The sequence below is a fragment of the Streptococcus pseudopneumoniae genome (assembly GCF_001074565.1).
Lineage (GTDB): Bacteria > Bacillota > Bacilli > Lactobacillales > Streptococcaceae > Streptococcus > Streptococcus pseudopneumoniae_J.
In genome coordinates, this window is the sequence record NZ_JUQX01000003.1 from 1 (window position 1) to 26,022 (window position 26,022).

The 26,022-nt window shown below is 42.4% G+C and carries 24 protein-coding genes; 6 read left to right on the forward strand and 18 right to left on the reverse strand.

What is annotated here, in order from left to right; translation table 11 throughout:
• Nucleotides 1-116 precede the first annotated feature (116 nt).
• The 5 genes from ADI74_RS00535 to parE all read right to left on the reverse strand — a co-directional run bounded on the left by ADI74_RS00535 (nt 117) and on the right by parE (nt 7,134).
• Nucleotides 117-347 carry a DUF2969 domain-containing protein gene (locus tag ADI74_RS00535; protein WP_000037107.1) on the reverse strand — a complete coding sequence of 77 codons (231 nt, stop codon included), beginning with the start codon at nt 345-347 and terminating at the stop codon, nt 117-119.
• A 111-nt stretch (nt 348-458) separates the two neighbouring features.
• The gene (locus tag ADI74_RS00540; RefSeq protein ID WP_342585616.1) at nt 459-1,496 is read right to left on the reverse strand and encodes a branched-chain amino acid aminotransferase; all 1,038 of its coding nucleotides are present in this window, start codon (nt 1,494-1,496) and stop codon (nt 459-461) included.
• 116 nt (nt 1,497-1,612) lie between these two features.
• On the reverse strand, nt 1,613-4,093 hold the full coding sequence (gene parC, locus ADI74_RS00545; RefSeq protein WP_080980319.1) for a DNA topoisomerase IV subunit A: 2,481 nt from the start codon (nt 4,091-4,093) through the stop codon (nt 1,613-1,615).
• Between the two features lie 245 nt (nt 4,094-4,338).
• Complete coding sequence (locus ADI74_RS00550; protein WP_049536345.1) at nt 4,339-5,157, reverse strand: aminoglycoside 6-adenylyltransferase; 819 nt, start codon at nt 5,155-5,157, stop codon at nt 4,339-4,341.
• A gap of 27 nt (nt 5,158-5,184) precedes the next feature.
• Nucleotides 5,185-7,134 (reverse strand): DNA topoisomerase IV subunit B, encoded by a 1,950-nt coding sequence (gene parE, locus ADI74_RS00555; protein WP_049536347.1) that lies wholly within the window; start codon nt 7,132-7,134, stop codon nt 5,185-5,187.
• Nucleotides 7,135-7,269: 135 nt separating this feature from the next.
• Here parE and plsY point away from each other — a divergent pair, with 135 nt between their 5' ends.
• Nucleotides 7,270-7,911, forward strand: coding sequence for a glycerol-3-phosphate 1-O-acyltransferase PlsY (gene plsY / locus ADI74_RS00560; RefSeq protein WP_049536348.1), 642 nt, complete (start codon nt 7,270-7,272; stop codon nt 7,909-7,911).
• Nucleotides 7,912-7,943: 32 nt separating this feature from the next.
• Here plsY and ADI74_RS00565 read toward each other — a convergent pair whose 3' ends face one another.
• The 9 genes from ADI74_RS00565 to ADI74_RS00605 all read right to left on the reverse strand — a co-directional run bounded on the left by ADI74_RS00565 (nt 7,944) and on the right by ADI74_RS00605 (nt 16,301).
• On the reverse strand, nt 7,944-8,900 hold the full coding sequence (locus ADI74_RS00565; RefSeq protein WP_000029141.1) for an ABC transporter permease: 957 nt from the start codon (nt 8,898-8,900) through the stop codon (nt 7,944-7,946).
• Between the two features lie 2 nt (nt 8,901-8,902).
• Complete coding sequence (locus ADI74_RS00570) at nt 8,903-9,961, reverse strand: ABC transporter permease (RefSeq protein WP_049536349.1); 1,059 nt, start codon at nt 9,959-9,961, stop codon at nt 8,903-8,905.
• Nucleotides 9,954-11,489, reverse strand: coding sequence for an ABC transporter ATP-binding protein (locus ADI74_RS00575; RefSeq protein WP_049536350.1), 1,536 nt, complete (start codon nt 11,487-11,489; stop codon nt 9,954-9,956). The genes ADI74_RS00570 and ADI74_RS00575 overlap by 8 nt, the downstream gene beginning before the upstream one ends.
• Nucleotides 11,490-11,625: 136 nt before the next feature.
• On the reverse strand, nt 11,626-12,681 hold the full coding sequence (locus ADI74_RS00580; protein ID WP_049536352.1) for a BMP family lipoprotein: 1,056 nt from the start codon (nt 12,679-12,681) through the stop codon (nt 11,626-11,628).
• An 89-nt stretch (nt 12,682-12,770) separates the two neighbouring features.
• Complete coding sequence (locus ADI74_RS00585; protein ID WP_000246106.1) at nt 12,771-13,160, reverse strand: cytidine deaminase; 390 nt, start codon at nt 13,158-13,160, stop codon at nt 12,771-12,773.
• Nucleotides 13,147-13,809 (reverse strand): deoxyribose-phosphate aldolase, encoded by a 663-nt coding sequence (gene deoC, locus ADI74_RS00590; protein ID WP_049536354.1) that lies wholly within the window; start codon nt 13,807-13,809, stop codon nt 13,147-13,149. Before deoC ends, ADI74_RS00585 begins: the two co-directional genes overlap by 14 nt.
• 19 nt (nt 13,810-13,828) lie before the next feature.
• Nucleotides 13,829-15,106: a pyrimidine-nucleoside phosphorylase gene (locus ADI74_RS00595; RefSeq protein ID WP_049536355.1), complete on the reverse strand. Its 1,278-nt coding sequence runs from the start codon at nt 15,104-15,106 to the stop codon at nt 13,829-13,831.
• Nucleotides 15,103-15,693, reverse strand: coding sequence for a methyltransferase (locus ADI74_RS00600; protein WP_080980320.1), 591 nt, complete (start codon nt 15,691-15,693; stop codon nt 15,103-15,105). Before ADI74_RS00600 ends, ADI74_RS00595 begins: the two co-directional genes overlap by 4 nt.
• Before the next feature lie 200 nt (nt 15,694-15,893).
• Nucleotides 15,894-16,301, reverse strand: coding sequence for a hypothetical protein (locus tag ADI74_RS00605; RefSeq protein ID WP_049536358.1), 408 nt, complete (start codon nt 16,299-16,301; stop codon nt 15,894-15,896).
• A gap of 200 nt (nt 16,302-16,501) precedes the next feature.
• On the opposite strand from ADI74_RS00605, the gene coaA reads away from it, so the two are divergent.
• The 3 genes from coaA (at nt 16,502) to ADI74_RS00620 (ending at nt 18,312) form a co-directional block, all read left to right on the forward strand.
• Nucleotides 16,502-17,422 carry a type I pantothenate kinase gene (gene coaA, locus ADI74_RS00610; RefSeq protein ID WP_049536361.1) on the forward strand — a complete coding sequence of 307 codons (921 nt, stop codon included), beginning with the start codon at nt 16,502-16,504 and terminating at the stop codon, nt 17,420-17,422.
• A gap of 67 nt (nt 17,423-17,489) precedes the next feature.
• The gene (gene rpsT / locus ADI74_RS00615) at nt 17,490-17,726 is read left to right on the forward strand and encodes a 30S ribosomal protein S20 (protein ID WP_001274000.1); all 237 of its coding nucleotides are present in this window, start codon (nt 17,490-17,492) and stop codon (nt 17,724-17,726) included.
• Nucleotides 17,727-17,778: 52 nt separating this feature from the next.
• Nucleotides 17,779-18,312, forward strand: a complete 534-nt coding sequence (locus ADI74_RS00620; RefSeq protein WP_049536363.1) for a DNA topology modulation protein — start codon at nt 17,779-17,781, stop codon at nt 18,310-18,312.
• Nucleotides 18,313-18,328: 16 nt separating this feature from the next.
• On the opposite strand, the gene metG is transcribed toward ADI74_RS00620, so the two are convergent.
• From metG to ADI74_RS00640, 4 genes are all read right to left on the reverse strand, one after another.
• A complete protein-coding gene (gene metG, locus ADI74_RS00625; protein WP_049536365.1) occupies nt 18,329-20,326 on the reverse strand; it encodes a methionine--tRNA ligase in 1,998 nt (665 codons plus the stop codon).
• 135 nt (nt 20,327-20,461) lie between these two features.
• Entirely contained in the window at nt 20,462-21,721 is a 1,260-nt protein-coding gene (locus ADI74_RS00630; RefSeq protein WP_049536367.1) for an ABC transporter permease, read from the reverse strand.
• Nucleotides 21,722-22,423: an ABC transporter ATP-binding protein gene (locus tag ADI74_RS00635; RefSeq protein ID WP_049536369.1), complete on the reverse strand. Its 702-nt coding sequence runs from the start codon at nt 22,421-22,423 to the stop codon at nt 21,722-21,724. It lies immediately after the preceding gene.
• Nucleotides 22,407-23,591, reverse strand: coding sequence for an efflux RND transporter periplasmic adaptor subunit (locus ADI74_RS00640; protein WP_049536371.1), 1,185 nt, complete (start codon nt 23,589-23,591; stop codon nt 22,407-22,409). The genes ADI74_RS00635 and ADI74_RS00640 overlap by 17 nt, the downstream gene beginning before the upstream one ends.
• A 267-nt stretch (nt 23,592-23,858) precedes the next feature.
• Here ADI74_RS00640 and gor point away from each other — a divergent pair, with 267 nt between their 5' ends.
• Together gor and ADI74_RS00650 are read left to right on the forward strand one after the other, a co-directional pair.
• Nucleotides 23,859-25,205: a glutathione-disulfide reductase gene (gene gor, locus ADI74_RS00645; RefSeq protein ID WP_049536374.1), complete on the forward strand. Its 1,347-nt coding sequence runs from the start codon at nt 23,859-23,861 to the stop codon at nt 25,203-25,205.
• A 143-nt stretch (nt 25,206-25,348) separates the two neighbouring features.
• Nucleotides 25,349-25,885, forward strand: coding sequence for a biotin transporter BioY (locus ADI74_RS00650; RefSeq protein ID WP_049536376.1), 537 nt, complete (start codon nt 25,349-25,351; stop codon nt 25,883-25,885).
• The last annotated feature ends 137 nt before the right edge of the window (nt 25,886-26,022 follow it).

A 26,022-nucleotide genomic window follows, 5' to 3' on the forward strand; every position in this document is an offset into this window, starting at 1 on the left:
TTCGAACCCCCGAACCCGAAGGAGCGGATTTACAGTCCGCCGCGTTTAGCCTCTTCGCTATCTCTCCAATGTTTAACGAGAACTATTATATCATGAAATTTTCAATAAAACAAGTATTATTTTGTTAAATTATAGTTTTCAATCAAAATTTCCACAGCTTTTTCAAGTTTTTTATAAAAACTATCGACATTTCCATTCTTTATGATGGCAAATTGGCTATCTAATTCGGCAATTTCACCAATAACCTTTTTCCCAATCGTCAAAACGTAACCTTCATAACTGTCTTTTCCAACAGTCACTTTTGCATCTGTTAATTGAATTTCAATTTTCTTATCTTTTTTACTCATACTTTACCTCTTTTCACTTTTTCTATTGTACAAGAAAATACGCAAACTAGCAAGAAAAAACTCCATTTCAGCCCTTACAACTGTATGGAGTTTCTCTTTACTTTGTGTCATTTAGTCCACTTTGACAATCCATCCCTCTGGTGCTTCAACATCACCGAATTGGATACCAGTCAATTCATCATAGAGTTTACGTGTAACAGGACCTACTTCTGTTTCACTATAGAAAACATGGAAATCGTCACCGTGTTGGATTCCCCCAATTGGAGAGATAACTGCTGCTGTTCCACAAGCACCTGCCTCTACAAAACGATCCAAATTGTCAATCGGAACATCACCTTCGATCGGTGTCAAGCCCAAGCGGTGTTCAGCCAAGTAAAGCAATGAGTACTTGGTAATAGATGGTAAGATAGATGGACTTAATGGCGTAACAAATTCGTTGTTCGCTGTAATTCCAAAGAAGTTGGCTGATCCGACTTCCTCTATCTTGGTGTGGGTAGCTGGATCTAGGTAGATAACATCTGAAAAATTACGTGATTTTGCCATTTTACCTGGGAGAAGACTAGCGGCATAGTTCCCACCTACCTTGGCAGCTCCTGTACCATGTGGGGCTGCTCGGTCAAATTCATCTTGAATCAAGAAATTAGTTGGAACTAAGCCACCTTTGAAGTAGTTTCCAACTGGCATGGCAAAGATAGTGAAAATATACTCCTCTGCAGGTTTTACCCCGATGATGTCTCCAACACCAATCAAAAGCGGACGAAGATAGAGGGTTCCACCTGTTCCGTATGGTGGTACGTATTCTTCATTTGCACGCACAACCGCTTTACAGGCTTCCACAAACATTTCTGTTGGTACTTGAGGCATCAAGAGACGGTCGCAGGTGCGTTGCAAACGCTTAGCATTTTCATCAGGACGGAACAGTTGAACACCGCCATCCTTGGTACGATAGGCTTTCAAGCCCTCGAATGCTTGCTGACCATAGTGGAGACTTGGAGAAGACTCTGAAATATGCAAAGTTGCATCTTCTGTCAACTCTCCTTTATCCCATTGTCCATTTTTGTAATGAGCGATATAACGGTAAGGTAATTTCATATAAGCAAAGCCAAGGTTTTCCCAATCAATTGCAACTGTCATGTATTTCTCCTTTATACTATTCAAGCTATGTGTTCTATTCTACACTTTTCTAGTAAAATTTCAAGTAGTATTTGTAATTTTCTGAAAATTTTCTCGACAAAAAGAAATCAGTCACATGGACCGATTCTTTTTTACGAATTTATTTTGTCCTCTTTCAAGACTTCTTTGAGGTAAGCATCGAAAACTTCTTCATCTGAAATGGTGTCTGAAATAAAGCTTCCATTGCTAGTACGTTCTGACAAGTTGAGATCTTGCAATCGACTCTCATAGATTGTTCCCTTGTTAGATTGGACAAGTAACGTTTGGTCGTTTTCTTCCATTTCTGTACTAAAAAGATCACCAACGAATCCTTGCTCTGAAACTGCTCCAGCCAAGAAGACACGGTGCGGTTTGTTTTTCAACTCACGCAAGATTTGTATGCCTCGTTTGGCACGGCTGGTTGCTGGAATTTCGTCAATAGAAACACGTTTCAAGCTACCACGTTGGGTCAAGAGGTAGAAGGATGAAGTGTTACAGATAAAGGCCGCCTGAAGCGTATCATCTGCTTTCAGGTTCATGGCCTTGACACCCGCAGCCTTGGCACCGACAACTGGAACCTCTTCGATATTGAAACGAAGGGCATAACCGTTTTGGCTAATCAAGAGAAGATCATCTAGTTTAATCGGAGCTACTGCTACAATCTGGTCTGTCTCGTCTTTGAGCTTAGCATACTTGACAGACTTAGACTTGTAGGTTCGCCATGGGGTGAATTCTTTACGTTCTACGCGTTTGATTTGACCAAGACGAGTTGCAGCAAAGTAGGTTGTCGCATCATCAAACTGGTCCACTACTTCTACGTAAAGTACTTCTTCATTGGTTTCAAAGTTGGTAATGGTTTGGCTCAGATGCTCTCCAATATCCTTCCAACGAATATCTGCCAATTCATGGATTGGTCGATAGATGACATTCCCAAGAGTCGTGAACATCAAGAGGTGCTGGGTTGTCTTGGCAGATTGAACAAAGATCAAACGATCATCATCACGCTTGCCAATTTCTTCCAGCGTAGAAGCTGCAAAGGAACGTGGGCTGGTACGCTTGATATAGCCAGCCTTGGTCACACTAACGTAGGTATCTTCCTCGGCAATCAAACTAGCTGTATCAATCTCGATTACTTTCGCAGTATCTTCTAAAGTACTCAAACGTGGTGTCGCAAATTTCTTCTTAACCTCACGAAGTTCTTTCTTCATGAGATTGTACATAGTTCGTTCGTCACCGATAATCGCCGCCAACATAGCAATCTTCTCACGAAGCTCTGCTTCTTCTTCCTGCAAGACAACGACGTCGGTATTGGTCAAACGGTAAAGTTGCAAGGTAACGATAGCCTCTGCCTGCTCCTCTGTAAAATCATAGCTTACCTTGAGGTTTTCCTTAGCGTCAGCCTTATTCTCAGAAGCACGGATAAGGGCGATGACTTCGTCCAAAATCGAAATCACGCGAATCAAACCTTCGACGATGTGGAGACGTTTCTCAGCCTTTTCCTTGTCAAAGCGGGAACGCGCCAAAATCACTTCACGACGGTGGGCGATATAGCTAGACAAGATTGGCACAATCCCGACCTGACGAGGTGTGAAATTGTCAATCGCCACCATGTTAAAATTGTAATTGATTTGCAGGTCAGTATATTTGAAGAGATAGTTAAGAACCAGCTCCGTATTGGCATCTTTCTTAAGTTCAATAGCGATACGAAGACCGTCACGGTCAGACTCATCACGAACCTCAGCGATCCCTGCCACCTTGTTATTGACACGAACATCATCGATTTTCTTGACCAGATTGGCCTTATTGATTTCATAAGGAATCTCAGTGATAACGATTTGTTCCTTACCACCTTTTAGCTTTTCAATCTCTGTTTTAGAACGAACGACCACGCGCCCTTTTCCAGTTTCATAAGCCTTCTTGATTTCATCACGGCCTTGGATGATAGCTCCTGTAGGAAAATCTGGTCCAGGCAAGAATTCCATGAGCTTTTCCACCTTGGCAGTAGGATGGTCAATCATGTAGACTGTCGCATCGATAACCTCAGACAAATTATGGGGAGGAATGTCTGTGGCGTAACCAGCCGAAATCCCAGTTGATCCATTGACCAAGAGGTTTGGAAATGCTGCTGGCAAAACCGTCGGTTCTTTCTCGGTATCGTCAAAGTTCCAAGCAAAAGGAACTGTCTTTTTCTCGATATCTTGAAGAAGATAACCAGCAATCTCAGACAAACGAGCCTCGGTATAACGCATCGCCGCAGGCGGATCTCCGTCCATAGAACCGTTATTACCGTGCATTTCAACTAGAATCTCACGATTTTTCCAGTCCTGAGACATACGGACCATGGCATCATAGATAGAAGAATCCCCGTGTGGGTGGAAATTCCCCATGATGTTCCCGACAGACTTGGCCGACTTACGGTAGCTCTTGTCAAAAGTATTGCCATCCTTATTCATAGAATAAAGAATACGACGCTGAACCGGCTTGAGCCCATCACGAATATCTGGCAAAGCCCGGTCTTGAATGATGTACTTGGAGTAGCGACCAAAGCGCTCTCCCATGATGTCCTCCAGGGACATGTTTTGAATGTTACTCATATAGGATACAAAGCCCGTAAAATGCAAAGTGAAAATAAGAAATTCTTAAAGCGAGCAATGCTCGCAAGAGAATTTATCTTTTTCACACAGCATTTAGGACGTGTTCAACTCCTTTCAAAGAATCTAGAGTAGGTTTTGTGTAGAAGAAGGACATTTTACAGGAAATTAGTCCCGTGTACAGTTACGATAAGTAACCAAACTATCCTTTCTGCAGTTTAAAGTTTTAAATTATATAATTTATTTAGTTAGTGATTTGAAAGTCTTTCCTCAGCATACTCAATCATCTTCTCAGCCACTTCCTTATCATAGTCAAATCCCATCTTGTTAGCCAGGAATTGAGCTTCTTGGTGGAAAAGTTGCATCGTAGCAAACAAAGACTGAGTGATTTTATCTATACTTGAAAAATCAAGCACAACAGAGAATTCTTTCTCTTTCTCAGCAGGTAGATAGTTAAAGAGATATTTATAGTTCTTGCCGATATCAACAGTTCCTCTATCACTTGCTACCTGCCAAGCCAAGACCTTCAAGAGTTCTTGTTGGCAAATACCGTAAAGATGGTCTGTTGCATAGACGAGATGACAGCGACGAATACCCTTAACCACATAGGCGGAAACCCACCAAAATTCATTGCAGGCTTTTTCAAAATCTGTCTGACTAGCAGGACTTGTCCAGTAACGCTGAGGATTTGGAGAATAAGGCGCAAAGAAGCCCTTAGGGTCCTCTAGCACCGTGAAATCCGCTTCGCTTTCTACCCACTCCTTGATATGCACTTTAGGACATAGAGTCAAATCAATCCGATTGCCATCTTCAAAGAGCATGAGATAAAGTCGACGGTTGCCTAGGATATTATGCTGCTCAATGATACGTGTGCCAAAGAGATCCAACCAAGCAAGGTCACTCGTCAGATTATCTAAGTCGTCCACGACATAGACCACATCATAGTCTTGAAACTCATCTTTTGGAGCTTTTGGATTTGTCCGTGAACCAGACATGGCGACAGCCTCGACTTGTAAAGTTTGGGCAGTCTGTAAAATCACATCGAGCATTTCTGTTTCTGTTCTCATGGTCAGTCCCCATTCATTATAGACTTCTCAAAACACCATTTCCCCACTCTCTTCCAATGTAAACTTGACATTATCTTCAATCCACTTACGGCGTGGTTCGACCTTGTCTCCCATGAGGACGTTTACGCGGCGTTCAGCGCGTGCTAGATCTTCAATTGTAACACGTATAAGAGTGCGGGTTTCTGGGTTCATGGTTGTTTCCCAGAGTTGGTCCGCATTCATCTCACCAAGACCTTTGTAGCGTTGAAGGGTAGCGCCTTTACCGAACTGCTTACGAAGTTCTTCTAACTCTCCGTCTGTCCAAGCATAGGCCACTTCTTCTTTCTTGCCTTTCCCTTTGGACATCTTGTAAAGAGGTGGAAGGGCGATATAGACATGGCCTGCCTCAACTAGCGGACGCATGTAGCGGTAGAAAAATGTCAAGAGCAAGGTCTGGATATGGGCACCATCTGTATCGGCATCGGTCATGATGATGATTTTGTCATAATTGGCATCTTCAATAGAGAAGTCTGCTCCCACACCTGCACCGATGGTATAAATCATAGTGTTGATTTCTTCATTTTTAAGAATATCCGCCATCTTAGCTTTAGCTGTATTGATAACCTTACCACGAAGAGGCAAGATAGCCTGGAACTTGCGGTCACGACCTTGTTTAGCCGAACCACCGGCAGAGTCTCCCTCGACCAGGTAGAGTTCATTCTTGGCAGGGTTTTTAGACTGAGCTGGGGTTAATTTCCCAGAAAGCAAGCCCTTATCTTTTTTGTTTTTCTTGCCATTCCGGCTCTCATCACGTGCCTTACGGGCTGCCTCACGGGCGTCCCGCGCCTTGATAGCCTTGCGGATAAGATTGGATGCAAGCTCCCCATTTTCCATGAGGAAGAAAGTTAATTTTTCTGCGACAATGCTATCCACAACCGGACGAGCCAGTGGACTGCCTAGTTTGTCCTTGGTCTGTCCCTCAAATTGGAGGTGTTCTTCCGGAACCAGAATAGAAAGAACGGCAGCTAGTCCCTCACGGTAGTCTGAACCTTCAAGGTTTTTATCTTTTTCCTTGAGGAGCCCCGTCTTACGCGCGTAGTCATTCATGACCTTGGTAATGGCAGACTTAAGTCCTGTCTCATGCGTTCCACCATCTTTAGTACGTACGTTATTGACAAAGGATAGAATGTTATCTGAAAATCCATCATTGTACTGGAGGGCAACTTCCACTTGGAAACTATTATCTTCCCCTTCAAAGTATAGGACTGGCGTCAAGGTTTCCTTGTCTTCATTGAGGTAAGAAACAAAGTCCTGTACCCCGTTCTCATAATGGAATTCGATTGCTTCATCTGTTCGCTTATCTGCCAAAGACAAGGTAACATTTTTTAAGAGAAAGGCTGACTCATTGAGTCGTTCTGAAATGGTATTGTACTTGAAGTCAGTCGTAGAAAAAATCGTCGCGTCAGGCATGAAGGTAACCTTGGTACCTGTCTTAGATTTGGGTGCTGTACCAATTTTCTTCAAGGTTGTGACGGGTTTCCCGCCATTTTCAAAACGTTGCTTGTAGACTGTACCGTCACGAGTAATTTCAACTTCTAACCAGCTTGATAGGGCATTAACGACTGAGGACCCCACCCCGTGTAGACCACCAGATGTCTTATAACCCCCTTGACCGAATTTTCCTCCAGCGTGGAGAATGGTAAAGATAACTTCAACAGTTGGAATTCCCATGGCGTGCATCCCAGTCGGCATCCCTCGACCATGGTCTTGAACGGTTAGACTGCCGTCTTTATTGATGGTCACATCAATGCGATCACCAAATCCAGACAAGGCTTCATCGACTGCATTGTCCACTATTTCCCAGACCAAATGATGGAGACCTGCTCCGTCGGTCGATCCAATGTACATCCCTGGACGTTTACGAACCGCATCCAACCCTTCTAGCACCTGAATGGCGTCATCATTGTAGTTATTAATATTGATTTCCTTTTTTGACACAAGGAACCTCCTATTTGTTCATCTTTTCTATTTTACAGGTTTTCTAGCGATTTTGCAAAGCTTTTCCCTTTCAGCTGTCACAATTTCACAGGATATTCTCTGACTTTCTATACCATTTCATGGTATAATAGGTCTATGATGACATTTGTATTATTAATTTTAGCTTATCTGCTAGGTTCGATTCCATCTGGTCTTTGGATTGGACAAATCTTCTTTCAAACAAATCTGCGTGAACATGGTTCTGGAAACACCGGAACAACCAATACTTTCCGAATTTTGGGTAAAAAAGCGGGTATGGCAACCTTTGTGATTGACTTCTTTAAAGGAACCTTGGCCACCCTCCTACCTATTCTTTTCCACCAACAAGGTGTATCACCTCTTGTCTTTGGACTTTTGGCTGTGATTGGACATACCTTTCCTATCTTTGCAGGGTTTAAAGGTGGCAAGGCTGTCGCAACCAGCGCTGGGGTTATTTTCGGATTTGCCCCTGTTTTCTGTCTCTATCTAGCAGTCGTATTCTTTGGAAGCCTCTATCTAGGTAGTATGATTTCACTGTCTAGCGTTACTGCTTCTATCGCAGCCGTTATCGGAGTTCTCCTATTTCCACTATTTGGATTTATCCTGAGCAGCTATGACCCTCTCTTCATTCTGATTATCCTGGCACTTGCTAGCTTGATTATCATTCGTCACAAGGATAATATCACACGTATCAAAAATAAAACTGAAAATCTTGTTCCTTGGGGATTGAACCTAACCCATCAAAATCCTAAAAAATAAAACGCCAGTTTAAACTGGCGTTTTTTGTATGCTTATTTAGATTTGATGTAGTTGATACCATCTGCCTTAGGAGCAACTGCTTTTCCGAAGAAGGCAGCCAAGACAAGAATTGTCAAAACATAAGGCGCGATTTGAAGGTATACCGTAGGAACTCCTTGCAAGAAAGGAAGTTGAGATCCGATAACGGCCAAACTTTGAGAGAGTCCAAAGAAGAGACTTGAAAGCATAGCACCGATTGGATTCCATTTACCAAAGATCATCGCAGCAAGAGCGATAAATCCAGGACCGACAATAGTTGTCACTGAGAAGTTGACAGAAATTGATTGAGCATAAATCGCTCCGCCAATCCCTCCAAGGAATCCTGAAATGATAACTCCAAGATATCGCATCTTATAGACGTTGATTCCCAAGGTATCCGCTGCTTGAGGGTGTTCACCAACAGAGCGAAGGCGAAGACCAAAGCGGGTTTTGAAGAGGATAAACCAAGCAAGGAACGAGAAGGCAATCGCAAGGTAACCAAGTAGACTCGTTGACTTGAAGAAGATATCACCGATTACTGGGATATTTGCCAAGACTGGAAAATCAAAACGTCCAAAAGTCTGGGTTAGATTATCCGTTTGTCCTTTGTTATAAAGAACTTTAACCAAAAAGACTGCTAAAGCAGGCGCCATCAAGTTCAATACCGTACCGCTGACAACATGGTCCGCACGGAAGTGAACGGTAGCTGCTGCGTGAATGATGGAGAAGATTGCTCCCACAAGTCCCCCAACTAATAAGGAGATCCATGGAGTTACTGCTCCAAGTTGTTCTGCAAATTCAAGGTTAAAGACTACTCCAGAAAAAGCACCCATAACCATAATTCCTTCAAGACCGACATTGACAACACCAGCACGTTCAGAGAAAACGCCTCCGATACTTGTAAATACAAGTGGTGCTGAATAAATCAACATGGATGATACCAAGAGGGTTAGCATTGTTGTAATAGACATACTTACTTACCTCCTTTTACTTGTTTTTTAGGTTTGACAAAGCGCTCGATTAGGTAGTGAACGCTGACAAAGAAGATAATTGATGCCGTTACGATACTAACAAGCTCTGATGGTACTTGCGCCGCATTCATACCAGGTGCTCCAACTTGGAGAACACCAAATAGAAAGGCTGCAAATAGAATTCCAATTGGTGAATTTGAAGCTAGTAGACTAACTGCCATACCATTAAATCCGATAGCCAATGAAGATCCTTGTACATATACGTTTTGGAAAGTTCCTAGACCTTCGACTGCTCCACCTAAACCTGCCAAAGCTCCTGAGATAATCATCGAAAGAATGATTGTACGTTTTGCAGAGATACCTGCGTATTCAGAAGCATTTGGGTTAAGACCAACTGCACGAATTTCAAAACCGAGAGTTGTTTTCTTGAGCAAGAACCAGATGACTCCCACAGCAATGATTGCAAAGAAAATCCCGATATTCATACGTGAATTTCCAGTCAACTCAGACAACCATTGCGTCTGGTAGGTTGCATTTGCACTGACACGAATCGTTGAGTCTGTACTTTGCATGATATCTTTAGGGAAGGCATGAATAAAGGCATTTCCCACATACAGTACAATGTAGTTCATCATGATGGTCACGATAACTTCTGACGTACCCAGATAGGCTCTGAGGATACCTGGAATCGCACCAACAATTCCACCTGCAATCAAAGCGATAATTACTGTTAATGGAATCAAGATGAGACGTGGCATATCAGGATTTGACAAGGCAAACCAACCACTGAGGATCCAACCCGCAAGAGCTTGACCTGGCAAACCGACGTTAAAGAAACCTGCACGACTGGCAACAGCAAAACCAAGTCCAATCAAGACTAGAGGCCCCATGGCACGGAAAATTTCACCAACTCCACGAAGACTACCAAAGGCTGTGTAGAATAATTCCTCATAACCCCAAATAGCATCGTAGCCGAAAATCCACATGACAATAGCTCCAAGCAGGATTCCTAAGAATACAGAAATCAAGGGAACCGAAATTTGTTGTAACTTTTTAGACATCACTCTTCTCCTTTCCCAAGCTTCCGCCAGCCATCAAGACACCAAGTTCTTGTTTATTGGTTGTTTCTGGTGTCACAACACCTTGAATCTTCCCATCGTGGATAACAGCGATGCGGTCAGAGACATTCAAAATCTCATCCAATTCAAAGCTGACAACAAGGACAGCCTTGCCATTATCACGGGCTTCAATCAAGCGTTTGTGAATGTACTCAATGGCACCAACGTCCAAACCACGTGTTGGTTGGCTAACAATGAGGAGATCTGGGTCACGGGTAATCTCACGGGCGATAATCGCCTTTTGTTGATTTCCCCCTGAAAGAGCTGCTGCTGGTACAAACTCACTAGCAGCACGAACGTCAAATTCTTCCATCAATTTCTTAGCATGCGAAGTAATATTGGCATAGTTCAAGATACCATTTTTACTGAGCGGTTCTTTGTAATAGGTTTGAAGAGCAATGTTTTCCGCAATCATCATATCCAAAATCAAACCATCACGATGGCGGTCTTCTGGAACGTGGCCGACACTCATCTCAGTAATTTGTCTAGGATGCATACCGACAACTGACTTTCCTTTCAAATCAATGCTACCAGACTCTACTTTACGAAGACCTGTGATAGCTTGAATCAGTTCTGACTGGCCATTTCCGTCAATACCTGCAATACCAACAATTTCACCAGCACGAACGTCCAAAGAAAGGTTCTTCACAGCTGGTACGCCACGGTTTTCATTGACAACTAGGTCTTTGATAGACAAGACCACATCTTTCGGCTGGGCTTCTTGTTTGGCTGTCTTAAAGGATACGGAACGTCCAACCATCATTTCAGCCAAATCTGCATTGGTTGCTCCTGCAATCTCAACAGTCTCAATAGATTTTCCTCGACGGATAACCGTAACACGATCAGAGACTGCACGGATTTCATCCAACTTGTGGGTAATCAAGATGATGGATTTACCTTCTTTAACAAGGTTTTTCATTATGGCCATCAACTCATCAATCTCCGAAGGAGTTAATACCGCTGTTGGCTCGTCAAAGATAAGGATATCAGCACCACGATAGAGTGTTTTCAAGATTTCTACACGTTGTTGGGCACCAACGGAAATATCCGCCACCTTAGCAGCAGGATCCACTGCCAAACCATAACGTTCAGAAAGAGCCTTGATTTCTTTAGTAGCACCAGCTATATCTAGAACACCATTTTTAGTGATTTCACTCCCTAAAATGATATTTTCAGCTACTGTAAAAGCTTCAACCAACATAAAGTGTTGGTGAACCATTCCGATTCCCAAACTAGCAGCTTTAGATGGTGAGTCTAGTTTTACAACCTGACCATTCACCACAATTTCACCGCTCGTTGGTTCAAGAAGTCCCGCTAGCATGTTCATCAGAGTGGATTTCCCAGCTCCGTTTTCTCCTAAAAGTGCATGGATTTCACCTTTTCGCAGTTGCAAGTTGATTTTGTCGTTTGCTACAAATTCACCAAACACCTTGGTAATATCCCGCATCTCAATGACATTTTCGTGTGCCATATGCTCTTCCTTTCAGAGGTTTATTTTATTTCAATAAAACCTGCTAATCACATTAACAAGCTCTATTGAGACAAAAATTGCCTAAATTCTTAAAGAAGCGACCGACGGCCGCTTCCTAAGAAATGACTTTTATCCATTATTTTTCAGGAACTTTGATGCTACCATCAAGAATTTTAGCTTTTGCATCTTCAACAGCTTTTTTACCTTCTTCAGAAAGGTTTGTTACTGCCAAGTCAACCCCTTTATCTTTCAATGAGTAGACAATAACTTGTCCACCAGGGAATTCACCTTTTTCTGCTTTGTTAGCAAGGTCTTTTACAGCTGTTCCAACTTGTTTTAATGTAGAAGCAAGAACAAAGTTTGATTCCTTACCATCTTTAGAAGTGTATTTACCTTCTTCTGCTTGGTCACGGTCTACACCGATAACCCAAACTTTTTCATTTTCTGGACGGCTTTCGTTAAGTGATTTCGCTTCAGAGAAGACACCAGCTCCTGTACCACCTGCTACTTGGTAAACGACGTCAGCACCAGCAGCGTATTGAGCAGCAGCGATTGTTTTACCTTTAGCTGCATCACCAAATGAACCAGCGTAGTCTACTTGTACTTTGATTGATGAGTCTACTGAAGCAACACCTGCTTTGAAACCAGCTTCAAAACGTGAGATAACTTCAGATTCCATACCACCTACAAAACCAATTTGTTTTGTTTTAGTAGTTTTAGCTGCAGCCACACCTGCAAGGTATGCTGCTTCGTTATCAGCAAAAGTAGCACTTACAACATTTTTTTGGTCTTTAATCACATCGTCAATCAGAACATAGTTTAAATCTGTATGTTCTTTGGCAGCATCAGCAACTGCATTTTTAAGTGCAAAACCAATTCCATAGATCAAGTTGTAGTTTCCAGCTGCTTGTTGCAAGTTGTTTGCATAGTCAGCTTCACTTGTTGATTGGAAGTAAGTGTAACCATTGTCTTTTGAAAGGTTGTGTTCTTTACCCCAAGCTTGAAGACCTTCCCAAGCTGATTGGTTGAATGATTTATCATCAACACCACCAGTATCTGTAACGATAGTTGCTTTAGTCTTCACATCAGAAGAAGATGAAGCTGCGTTACGAGAAGAGCGGTTACCACATGCAGCAAGTCCAATTGCTGCTACTGCAACTAGACCAAGGCCTAGCCATTGTTTCTTGTTCATTACTGAACCTCCTAAATAAGATACGCAACGATGTTGCAAGTATGGATTGTTTGGTCACAAGGACCGCATCACTCAGAGAGTGACTCAGACTAGTTTAAGTCTGTAAATGAGTATGGAAGTAACTCCCCGACCGTCATCTCGACCGTCGTTTTATCTTTGGCGACAAGCGTCACCTTTAGATCTTGTTCAAAAAACTCAACCATGACTTGGCGACAAGCTCCACATGGTGAGATGGGTTTTTCAGTCTGACCGTAGACAATCAATTCTGAAAACTCCCGTTGCCCCTCAGAGACTGCTTTAAAGATAGCTGTACGCTCCCCACAGTTAGTCAAGGGGTAACTAGCATTCTCGATATTGACACCCGTATAAATGCTACCGTCCTTGGCAACTAAGACAGCTCCGATAGGAAAGTGAGAATAGGGAACGTAGGCATTCTTGCTGGTTTCAATTGCTAGTTCAATTAACTCAGTAGTCGCCATCAGCCAATTCTCCTTTTAAGATTGCTACACCAGCGGATGTTCCAATACGAGTAGCACCTGCCTCCACAAAGGCAAGAGCGTCAGCGTAAGAACGCGCTCCACCAGCAGCTTTAACACCCATATCAGGTCCCACTGTTTGACGCATTAATTTGACATCTGGCAGAGTTGCTCCACCAGTTGAGAAGCCAGTAGATGTTTTAACAAAGTCAGCGCCTGCTTTCTGGGATAATTGGCAGGCCACAACCTTTTCTTCGTCAGTCAATAAGCAAGCTTCAATAATAACCTTCACTAGCTTATCGCCACTTGCTTCTACGACAGCGCGGATGTCCGATTCAACTAAATCCAGATTGCCTGATTTGAGGGCACCGACATTGATAACCATATCAATCTCATCTGCACCGTTTTGGACAGCTTCTTTTGTTTCAAAAGCTTTCACAGCAGAAGTTGTTGCTCCCAAAGGAAAACCAACTACTGAACAAACCTTTACATCTGAGCCTTCAAGTCCCGCCTTTGAATAAGCAACCCAAGTCGGGTTAACACAGACACTGGCGAAATCATACTCACGCGCTTCAGATAGCAAACGATTAATTTGTTCTTGACTTGCATCTTGCTTTAAAAGCGTATGATCGATATACTTATTTAACTTCATATTCGGATTCTCCCTGATTTTATGAGATAATTTCTATAATTTCTCGTAAACTTTGCACTCCATCATTTATTTTAACATATTTTTGAAATTCTGTAACTAGTTCAGAAGAAATTTTTCCATTTGTATATACTTTTGCGACAATTTCACCCTTCTGAACAGGATCTCCAACTTTCTTTTCAAAAACAATCCCTGTTTCATAGTCCAAGTCATCAGACTTGACTGCACGGCCAGCTCCTAATCTCATGGCATATAGGCCAAAATCCATAGCTGGAAGGGCTGAAATGACACCTGTCTCTTGAGCCGGGATATCCACTACATGTGTAACATTTACTGGTCGGTAGAGATCTTCTAGATCACCGCCTTGAGCCGCCACCATTTCTTCAAATTTGGCAAGGGCTTGCCCATTTTCAAGGTGTTGACGTACTTCTTCTACCGTCTTCTCAACATCTGCTAAACTAAGCATAATCTGAGCTAGTTCACAGATAAAGTGACTGATATCTTCTCGACCTTTTCCTTGAAGAATTTCGATTGCTTCTAGAATTTCGAGACGATTGCCAATAGCTCTACCCAAGGGTTGACTCATATCGGTAATAACTGCTACTGTCTTTCTTCCAACAGCCTTTCCAAGATCAACCATGGTTTGAGCCAATTCGCGCGCCTCCTCAACAGTCTTCATAAAGGCACCCTCACCGACAGTCACATCTAGCAAAATGGCATCTGCCCCAGCAGCTATTTTCTTACTCATGACAGAACTAGCAATCAAAGGAATCGTATCGACAGTTGCTGTCACATCACGAAGAGCATAGAGAAGTTTGTCTGCTTTAACCAGCTGGTCAGACTGACCAATGACAGATACACCAATATCTTGAACCTGTTTGATGAAATCCTCTTGACTACGTTCCACTTGGTAGCCCTTGATTGCTTCTAACTTATCTAAGGTTCCACCAGTGTGTCCTAGTCCACGACCACTCATCTTGGCTACTGGAACACCAAAACTGGCTACTAAAGGAGCTAAAATCAAGGTCACCTTATCACCAACACCACCTGTTGAGTGCTTATCTACTTTGATGCCCTCTATGGCTGACAAATCAAACTCTTGCCCCGTCTTAACCATGTTCATCGTCAGGTCAGAAATCTCACGTGTGGTCATCCCTTTGAAATAAACCGCCATAGCAAAGGCAGACATTTGATAGTCTGGGACTGTTCCAGCCACATAGCCCTCTACCAACCACTTGATTTCACTTGAAGACAATTCTTGACCATCTCGTTTCTTTTGGATTAAATCAACTGCTCTCATGATTTCACACTCTTAAGGATATAATAACCCTTGTCCTTCTTTATGATTTCACAATTTCCAAAAACGTCTTCCATCTTGCTTTTGGCACTAGGGGCACCCTGTTTTTTCTGAATGACGATTGTTAAGTCGCCATTGTCTTCCAAAAAATCCTTACTCTTTTCGATAATCTCATGAACAACTTGCTTGCCCGCACGAATCGGAGGATTGGAGATGACATGGTCAAATTTCCCTTCAACTTGCTCATAGATGTTGGATTGGAAAATAGTTGCTGAAACTTGATTTCTCTCAGCATTTTGTCGCGCCAAGTCCAAAGCACGATTATTGATATCGACCATGGTTGCTTGGACTCCGTAAGCCTTGACCAAAGTAATACCAAGGGGACCGTACCCACAGCCGACATCTAGCACTCGCTCGCCTTTTTCAACCTCTAGACTCTTTAGTAAAAGCTGACTACCAAAGTCAATCATCTTTTTACTAAAGACACCTGCGTCCGTTAAAAAGGTCAATTTATGTCCCAGCAACTCTACTCTCAAGTCATGAATATCGTGAGCTGCATCAGGATTTTCTGCATAATACATTTTACTCATAAAACTATTTTACCATAATTTGACTTAAATTGTACATCGTTTACAAATTGATAATAAAACGAAAAAGACTGAAGAAAGCTAGTAAGTACAACCGTTTCTTCAATCTCTTTCAATTATTAGGAAATGAATGACAAGTCATTGGGAGCTATAAGGTATCATAGTCAGGAAAAACAGATCATCTGTAATCAGGCGCATTTTTATTACCATTTTTTAACCTTAAAATACTTTATTATCAACAGGATTCCCAACAAAATGTTTAGATAAAAGCCCAACTGATATGTTTGAGTCAGGATTTCCAAACTTGTCCAAAGTCGTATCAAATCTTCTAGCGACATACGGAAGAAATAACCCTCTGTAGCAATCCACAAAATCAAAAATAGATAACTACCAGCAGCAAGCCATTTCGTCCACCGTTTTTTTAGGAAGAAAGCAATCAAGAGCGAACTGATAAAGACAACTGTTACAATAGCATGTTCCATCAAAAAAGTAAAACCATAATAGGTTTCCACAAAACGTCTACCATTGTCAGCATTCGCTCCTTTTATAAAAGGTAGTGCAAAACTTAAAATAAAACAGAGTTCCAATATGTAACGTTTCAAGATTTTCATAGTACACCTCCTATAAGTTGTGAACTAAAAATTCTCCTTTATTAGCTTATAAATCAGCAGAAAAAATCTCCTACTTCATCATTAAATTGTTCGGACTCTATCTACCTATATTATACGATATTAGCTTACTATCATCAAGAAACCGCTTTATTTTTTTAGCTTTTTATGGTATGATAGACAAAATATCTAGGGGAAAAAATATGACCAACGAATTTTTACATTTTGAAAAAATCAGCCGTGAAACCTGGCAGTCCTTGCACCGCAAGTCAACTCCTCCCTTGACGGAAGAAGAACTAGACTCAATCAAGAGTTTTAACGACCAAATTAGCCTACAAGATGTGACAGATATTTATTTACCATTGGCTCATCTCATCCAAATTTACAAACGCACCAAAGAGGATTTAGCCTTCTCTAAGGGAATTTTTCTCCAAAGAGAGAGTAAATCTCAGCCCTTCATCATCGGAGTTTCGGGAAGTGTTGCCGTTGGCAAATCAACAACTAGCCGACTTCTGCAAATCCTTCTGTCTCGTACAGTTACTGACGCCACTGTGGAGTTAGTGACAACTGATGGTTTTCTCTATCCCAATCAAACGTTAATTGACCAAGGTATCTTAAACCGCAAAGGTTTTCCAGAGAGTTATGACATGGAGGCCTTACTGAATTTCCTTGACCGCCTAAAAAATGGCCAAGACGTTGATATTCCTGTCTATTCTCATGAGGTTTATGATATTGTTCCTGGTGAGAAACAATGTGTTAAGGCTGCAGATTTTGTAATTGTTGAAGGAATCAATGTCTTTCAGAATCCTCAAAATGAGCGTCTTTACATCACCGACTTCTTTGATTTTTCCATCTACGTAGACGCCGCTGTCGAAGACATTGAAAGCTGGTATTTAGACCGCTTTTTGAAACTTCTCAGCTTTGCCCAAAACGATCCAGACAGCTACTACCACCACTTTACGCAAATGCCAATAGGGGAAGTAGAGTCTTTTGCCCACCAAGTATGGAGTGATATCAACCTTACAAATCTACAAAACTATATTGAACCAACAAGGAATCGGGCCGAGGTTATTCTCCACAAGGCTAAAAACCATGAAATCGATGAAATTTACCTAAAAAAATAATTTCCCCTTGTCAAAACATAAGTTTTCAGATATAATAGTATAGTTAGTAAATATGGAGGTAAGAACATTGGCAAACATTAAATCAGCTATCAAACGCGCTGAATTGAACGTTAAACAAAACGAAAAAAACTCAGCTCAAAAATCAGCTATGCGTACTGCTATCAAAGCTTTCGAAGCAAACCCTTCTGAAGAACTTTTCCGTGCTGCTAGCTCAGCTATCGACAAAGCAGAAACTAAAGGTTTGATTCATAAAAACAAAGCAAGCCGCGATAAAGCTCGTCTTTCAGCTAAACTTGCTAAATAAGAAACAGTCCACAGAGGCTGTTTTTTTGTCCTCCATTACAAAAAGGTAGAAAATGAAAATCGCAATTATCGGCTATTCTGGTGCTGGTAAGTCAACTCTAGCAGAAAAGTTGTCAAACTACTACTCTATCCCAAAACTGCATATGGACACCCTCCAATTTCAACCAGGTTGGCAAGATAGTGACCGTGATTGGATGAAAGCCGAGATGAAAAACTTCCTCACCAATCACTCAGACTGGGTCATCGATGGCAATTATTCTTGGTGCTATTACGAGGAAAGAATGCAGGAAGCCGATCAAATTATCTTCCTTAATTTTTCACCTTGGACTTGCTTACTGAGGGCCTTTAAGCGTTATCTCAAATACAGAGGTCAAGTTCGAGAAAGCATGGCGGCTGGCTGTCCTGAACGCTTTGACTGGGAGTTTATCAGATGGATTCTCTGGGATGGGCGGAAAAAGAATGCTAAAGAACGCTACAAGGGGATTCAAGAAACCTATCCAGAGAAAGGAATTGTCCTCCGGTCACAAAAGGTGATAGACCACTTCTTAGAAAATAACCCACATAACAGGAAAAACCAACGTACCTAACGTTGGTTTTTTACTTTTAGCCAATTACACTTCCATTTGGTACAGCTGGATCCACTGTGAGAAGGATTAATTTGCCTTCATGTTCAGCTGAGAGGATCATTCCTTGGCTGACATATTTTTTCATCATCTTACGCGGTTTGAGGTTGGCAACGATTTGGACTTTCTTGCCGACCAATTCTTGTTCGTTTGGATAGTATTTTGCAATTCCTGAGAGGATTTGACGGTCTTCACCATCACCAGCATCTAGGCGGAATTGAAGCAACTTTTCAGAACCTTCCACTTTAGAAACTTCTTTGACCTCTGCGACACGAATTTCAACCTTATCGAAGTCTTCAAACTTGATTTCTTCCTTGTTTAGTTTGAGTTCGACTTCGTCTGGATTCCATTCTTTTTCAACGGCTGGTTTGTTGCATTCCATTTGTTCTTTGATATAGGCAATCTCTTCTTCCATGTCCAGACGTGGGAAGATTGGTGTTCCTTTGGTAACTACAGTGACACCTGCAGGCAAGTCAGCCAAATTCAAGTTTTCAAGGCTAGAAACTTCTGCTAGACCAAGTTGAGTCAAGACCGCAAAACTGGTTTCCATCATAAAGGGCTCAATCAAGTGTGCTACGACACGAAGGCTGGCTGCCAAGTGGCTCATCACACTTGCCAATTGGTCACGAAGAGCTTCATCCTTGGCCAAGACCCATGGAGCAGTCTCATCAATGTATTTGTTGGTACGAGAGATAAGGGTCCAGACAGCTTCAAGAGCACGTGGGTAGTCAACTGCTTCCATGTGTGTATGGTAGTCTGCGATTGATTGTTTTGCAACGTCAGCAAGAGCATTATCAAACTCTGTTACACCCTCTACATAGGCAGGGATTTGACCATCAAAGTACTTGTTGATCATGGAAACCGTACGGTTAAGGAGGTTTCCTAGGTCATTTGCCAATTCATAGTTGATACGGCCGACGTAGTCCTCAGGAGTGAAGGTGCCGTCTGAACCAACTGGAAGACTACGCATGAGGTAGTATCGAAGTGGATCCAGTCCATAACGCTCTACCAACATTTCAGGGTAAACGACATTCCCTTTTGACTTAGACATCTTACCGTCTTTCATGACAAACCAACCGTGGGCAATCAAGCGGTCAGGCAATTTGATATCCAACATCATCAGAAGGATTGGCCAATAGATAGAATGGAAACGAAGAATATCTTTTCCAACCATGTGGAATACTGTTCCATTCCAGAACTTGTCAAAGTTGCCATGCTCATCTTGACCATAACCAAGAGCAGTCGCATAGTTAAGAAGGGCATCAATCCAAACATAGACCACGTGTTTTGGATTGGATGGGACTGGAACTCCCCAGGTAAAGGTTGTACGAGAAACCGCTAAGTCTTCCAAACCTGGCTCAATGAAGTTACGCAACATTTCATTAAGTCGACCATCTGGAGTGATGAAATCAGGGTGCGATTTGAAAAATTCAACCAAACGGTCTTGGTATTTGCTGAGGCGAAGGAAATAAGACTCTTCTGAAACCCACTCCACTTCGTGACCTGATGGAGCGATACCGCCAGTTACATTTCCAGCTTCATCACGGAAAACTTCTGCAAGCTGGCTCTCTGTAAAGAATTCCTCATCTGAGACTGAGTACCAACCAGAATACTCACCTAGGTAGATGTCATCTTGAGCAAGCAAGCGTTCAAAAACTTGCGCCACTACTTTTTCATGGTAGTCATCCGTCGTACGGATGAATTTATCATAAGAAATATCTAGTAATTGCCAGAGTTCTTTGACGCCAACTGCCATCCCATCAACATAAGCTTGAGGTGTAATCCCAGCTTCTTCTGCTTTTTGTTGAATCTTTTGGCCATGCTCATCTAAACCTGTTAGATAAAAAACATCGTAGCCCATAAGGCGTTTGTAACGTGCTAAAACATCACAAGCAATGGTTGTGTAGGCAGAACCGATATGAAGTTTACCAGATGGATAGTAAATCGGTGTTGTAATATAAAAATTCTTTTCAGACATAATTCTTCCTTTCCAGGCAAATGAAACCTGATTTTCTAACACTTCATTATATCATATTTTTAGTGATTTTCGATAGGAAAATCCATACAAAAACAAGACAGACAAATGTCCATCTTGTTTTTTCTGTTCTATATCTTATTCATAACGAAGAGCTTCGATTGGATCGAGCTTAGACGCTTTATTAGCTGGCAAGACTCCGAAAATCATCCCAACGCTTGCTGACACAGCCAAGCTAAAGAGAGCGATTGGGAGGGAAACCCCAACTTCGATACCTGCAATCATGTTTTGAAGCAGTACTCCGGCTAACATGGTCATTCCAGCAGCAATTCCAAGACCGATGACACCACCCAACAAGGTCAAGATCATGGATTCAATCAAAAACTGTACCAAGATATTAGCCCGTGTAGCACCGAGAGCTTTCCGCAGACCAATCTCACGCGTGCGTTCTGTCACCGAAACCAGCATGATATTCATAACACCAGTTCCCCCAACAAAGAGAGAGATTCCTGCGATGGCACTGATAATGGTTGTCATAAAACCAAATAGTTGTTGTACCTCTTGGAAAGCGGCAGTTGCATCCGCAACTTGGTACTCCCCTTGCTGAATACCAGCAATCTCGGTCAGTTTTCGAGCCAACTCTGGACCCAATGTCTGCGTTAGACTAGTATCATTGACACGAAAGACGATGTTCGAGATTTCATCAGTATTAAAATTGGCTGCGAGAGAGATATTGGTCGTAATTGGAAGACCACCGATCCCAAAGGCTTTAGCAGTTTTAGCTTCATTGCTAGTATAAACGCCAATCACACGGTAACTAAATTCATTGACAGAGATGATTTGATTAACCGCGGCTTCTGGACTATCAAACAAACTTTTGGATAGTTCTTCATCCAACAAAATCACACTGGCAAATTCCTTGTAGTCTTGCGGTCTTAGACTTCTACCCGCAACGATTTCATTTTCAACTGCGTTCATGTAGGTGCTATTTCCGCCTGTCAGAGTCGCTCGTTCAACCTTCTTATCCTTATAAGATAGGGTAACGTTGGTCGAGTTGGTGACATAGTAACTGTCTACTCCCTTAAGTTTAGCAGCCTCCTTGACCCAGGATTCTAGTGGTTTTGGTGGTTCAACATGAACATCCTTTTCTTTCCCACTGACTGTCAAAGCGGATTGTTTCTGCGTAAAGGAGCCGTCCTTGCTTTTGATAGGAGAGAAAAAGACATGGATATCCTTTTGTGATTTGGTCATGTTTTTATTGACCTGACGAGACATGGAGTCTCCCAGAGCCATGATGACAACGACAGACGAAACTCCGATGATAATCCCAATCATGGTGAGGAAGGAACGCATCTTGTGGGCCATGATGGATGAAAAGGCAAATTTCAGATTCTGCATCTAGTTTTCCTCCTTTTCTACCAGAGCACTGTCTGATGAGATGACCCCATCACGAATGACAATTTGGCGTTTGGCATAGGCAGCAATCTCGGGCTCGTGCGTGACCATGATAATGGTTTTCCCTTCCTTGTTTAACTCCACCAACAGTTGCATGATTTGATTTCCTGTCTTGGTATCCAAGGCTCCTGTGGGTTCGTCAGCTAGGATGATAGAGGGATTATTTACCAAGGCACGCGCAATCGCTACACGTTGCTTTTGTCCACCTGATAACTCTGAAGGCAAATGATGACTGCGCTCCGTTAACTCAACCTTTTCCAGAAATTCCTCAGCCAATTTTCGACGTTTTGAAGCTGAAACTCCAGCGTAAATCAAGGGCAATTCAACGTTTTGAAGCGCATTGAGCTTGGACAAGAGAAAGAACTGCTGAAAGACAAAGCCGATTTGTTGGTTGCGAACCTTGGCAAGCTGTTTCTCTCCAAGGCCTGCAACTTCTTGTCCTTCAAGGTAGTACTCCCCACTAGTTGGTGTGTCCAACATTCCGATGGTATTCATCAACGTAGACTTACCAGAACCGGACGGTCCCATAATGGCGACAAACTCACCTTCTTGAACTTCGAAGTTAATATTTTTTAGAACCTGCAGTTCTTGGTCACCATTTCGATAACTCCTGCAGATATTTTTGAGACTAATTAGTTTCTTCATCAGCCTTCACCTCTTTTCCTTCTTCCAAGGAAGATGTTGGATTACTGATGACCTTGGCACCGTCTGTCAAACCTGAAGTAATTTCTTGGTTGTCTGCGTCCGCATTCCCCAAAGTAACTTCTACCTTCTTCGCTTTTTTCTGGTCGTCAACGAGCCAGACATAGTTTTTGCCATTTTCGGTAACAACACTTGTCAAAGGAACAAGGATGGCTTTACTTTTGTTTTTGACTTCAACACTGACTGAGAAGCCTTGTTTCAACTCACCGATATCGCTAGTCACATCAACAGTATAAGGGTACTTAGATCCAGTATTCCCTCCAAGGGCTGCATTTGCTGCTTCTCCGTTGTTTTTAGGATAATCAGAAATATAGCTGATTTTACCTGTCCAGCTCTTATCTTGGTAAACCTTCGAAGTAAAGGTAACTTCTTGCCCAACAGAAAGATTAGCAAGGTTGTATTCAGACAATTCCCCTTTGACCTGCAAGTTTTCATTACTTACGACATGAACCATCACTTGACTGCTACCAGTTGGTGATTTGGAAACATTACGATTGACTTCCACAACGGTTCCCTCTAGTGTACTGAGAACAGTTGCTGCATCCAGTTGAGCTTGGGCCTTGTTGAGTTGGGCCACAGCATCTTCACGGTTATCTTTGGCATCACTGATTTGAGAATCAATAGAGGATACGGAAGAAGTCGCTGCTTGCGCTTGTTCTGGGAGTCCAGCTTCTGTTGGAACCTGTGGAGAAGCTGGTGCAGCTGATGCATTTTCACGAGCTTTGTTTAACTCCTCGATATGACGGTCTGCCTTTGCAACTGCTCGACTGGCTGCATCGTAGGCTACTTGAGCGTCAGCACTGCTGTATTTGACCAAAGCTTGCCCTTCTTCGACTTTGTCGCCAACTGAAACGAGGATTTCATCCAAATCTCCCTTGCTAGCATCAAAATAAACGTATTGTTCATTTTTTGCTGTGACGGTACCTGACAAGAGAACTGATGAGGCGACGGAACCTTCCTTGGCAACAACAATATGAGAGGTCTCATCCTGAACAGCTGACTGGGATGGTTGTCTAAAAATCATAATCCCCGCAGCACTGATAACAATAGCACTTGCAACACCAATAGCGGTAAATAATTGCCATTTTTTGACCTTTTTAGTTCTTTTCATAGTTAAGCTCCTTTTTCACTTTAAGTTTACAAAAACCATTATATCAGAAATACTAGACCCATACAATGATCGTTCAGAGAGAAACAATGACAGTTCAGGAAAAATATTTCGTTCGGTATTTGTTTTTGGATTATTGTACTAGATATATAATACACTATCTTTGAAAAAATGGCAAGTGTTTTTCTAATTTTTTTAAACGTAGCAGATTTTTGCATTCAAATAGTAAAAACGATAGAATATGACTATCAAAGCTATAAGGAGTTTTCTATGAGAGAATATGATATCATCGCCATCGGTGGAGGGAGTGGCGGCATCGCCACTATGAACCGAGCTGGTGAACACGGCGCCAAAGCAGCTGTTATCGAAGAGAAAAAATTAGGTGGAACTTGTGTCAACGTTGGCTGTGTTCCTAAGAAAATCATGTGGTATGGAGCCCAAATCGCTGAAAGCTTCCACCACTACGGTCCTGACTATGGGTTTACGAGTTCAAATGTTCAATTTGATTTCGCAAAACTTCGTCAAAACCGTGAAGCCTACATCGATCGCGCTCGCTCATCTTATGATGGAAGTTTCAAACGCAACGGAGTTGATTTGATTGAGGGGCGTGCTCATTTTGTTGATTCTCACACTGTCAGTGTTAATGGTGAATTGATTCGTGCCAAACATATCGTGATTGCGACTGGTGCTCGCCCAAGCATCCCAACTATCCCTGGAGCTGAACTCGGTGGTAGCTCAGACGATGTCTTTGCTTGGGAGCAACTTCCTGAATCCGTTGCTATACTAGGCGCAGGCTATATCGCTGTTGAGCTAGCTGGTGTTCTCCATGCACTCGGTGTAACAACTGATTTGTTCGTCCGCCGAGATCGTCCTTTACGTGGTTTTGACAGCTACATCGTTGAAGGTCTTGTCAATGAAATGGAAAAAACAGGCCTTCCTTTGCACACCCATAAGGTACCAGTCAAACTAGAAGAATCAGAGCAAGGCATTACGATTCATTTTGAAGATGGTTCTAATCACACTGCGAGCCAAGTTATCTGGGCTACCGGCCGCCGTCCAAATGTAGACGGATTGGAGTTAGAAAAGGCTGGAGTCACACTCAACCAACGTGGATTTATCCAAGTGGATGAGTATCAAAATACAGTTGTAGATGGCATCTATGCCCTCGGAGACGTCACTGGTGAGAAGGAACTAACTCCAGTAGCCATCAAGGCTGGACGTACCCTATCTGAACGTCTCTTTAATGGGCAAACAAGTGCTAAGATGGACTACACGACTATCCCTACTGTTGTCTTCTCCCACCCAGCAATCGGAACAGTCGGTTTAACTGAAGATCAAGCTATCAAAGAATACGGCCAAGATAACATCAAAGTCTACAAGTCAAGCTTTGCATCTATGTACTCTGCCGTTACAAACCATCGTCAAGAATCACGCTTCAAACTCATCACAGCTGGTGATGATGAAAAAGTTGTTGGCCTTCACGGACTAGGATACGGAGTGGATGAGATGATTCAAGGATTTGCAGTCGCTATCAAGATGGGAGCAACCAAGGCAGACTTTGACGCCACAGTAGCTATCCACCCAACTGCTTCTGAAGAATTTGTGACCATGCGCTAGTTATCGCAAGAGACCTGAAGAGGTCTCTTTTTACATATAAAATCGGCTGTTACAAAATTGTTACCTCGTTATAAAAAATAGGTTGACTTTTTCTTCTGAATTAGTATAATAGTTACTATAATTTTGAAAAGAGGTTAACAGTTTTGAAAAAAGCTCATATCTACGCTATCCCTGCTATCGGTGCGGCTCTCATCGCCGTTTTGGCACAAATCAGTCTCCCTATCGGTCCTGTCCCATTCACTCTACAAAACTTTGCGATCGGTCTGATTGCTACTGTTTTTAGACCCAGAGAAGCTGTTCTATCTGTAGCTCTCTATCTCCTGCTGGGTGCCATTGGTTTACCTGTTTTTGCAGGGGGAGGAGCTGGATTTCACGTTTTAGTCGGCCCAAGCGCAGGCTATCTTTGGTTCGATCTTGTCTATGCTGGACTTACATCTTATCTCATCCATCAAAATAGTGGCTACATTCGCATTTTCCTAGCCAACCTCTTGGGTGACTCCCTCGTCTTTGTCGGAGGTATTCTCAGCCTCCACTTCCTTGCTGGGATGCCATTCGATAAGGCGCTTGCAGTTGGTGTCCTTCCCTTTATCCTCCCTGACCTTGGTAAGATCATTGCCATTAGTTTCATTGGTCGTCCCCTACTAGAACGATTGAAAAGCCTTACTTATTTTTCAAGATAAAAAATAGTCCAGAACAAATGTTCTGGACTATTTCCTTTCTAAGAATCAACTGTACACTATTTAGCTACTTGACTATTCTTATACTGTCATGAATATTAATCGTTTTATCCTTCAAATTACAGCTTTTCACGATATGC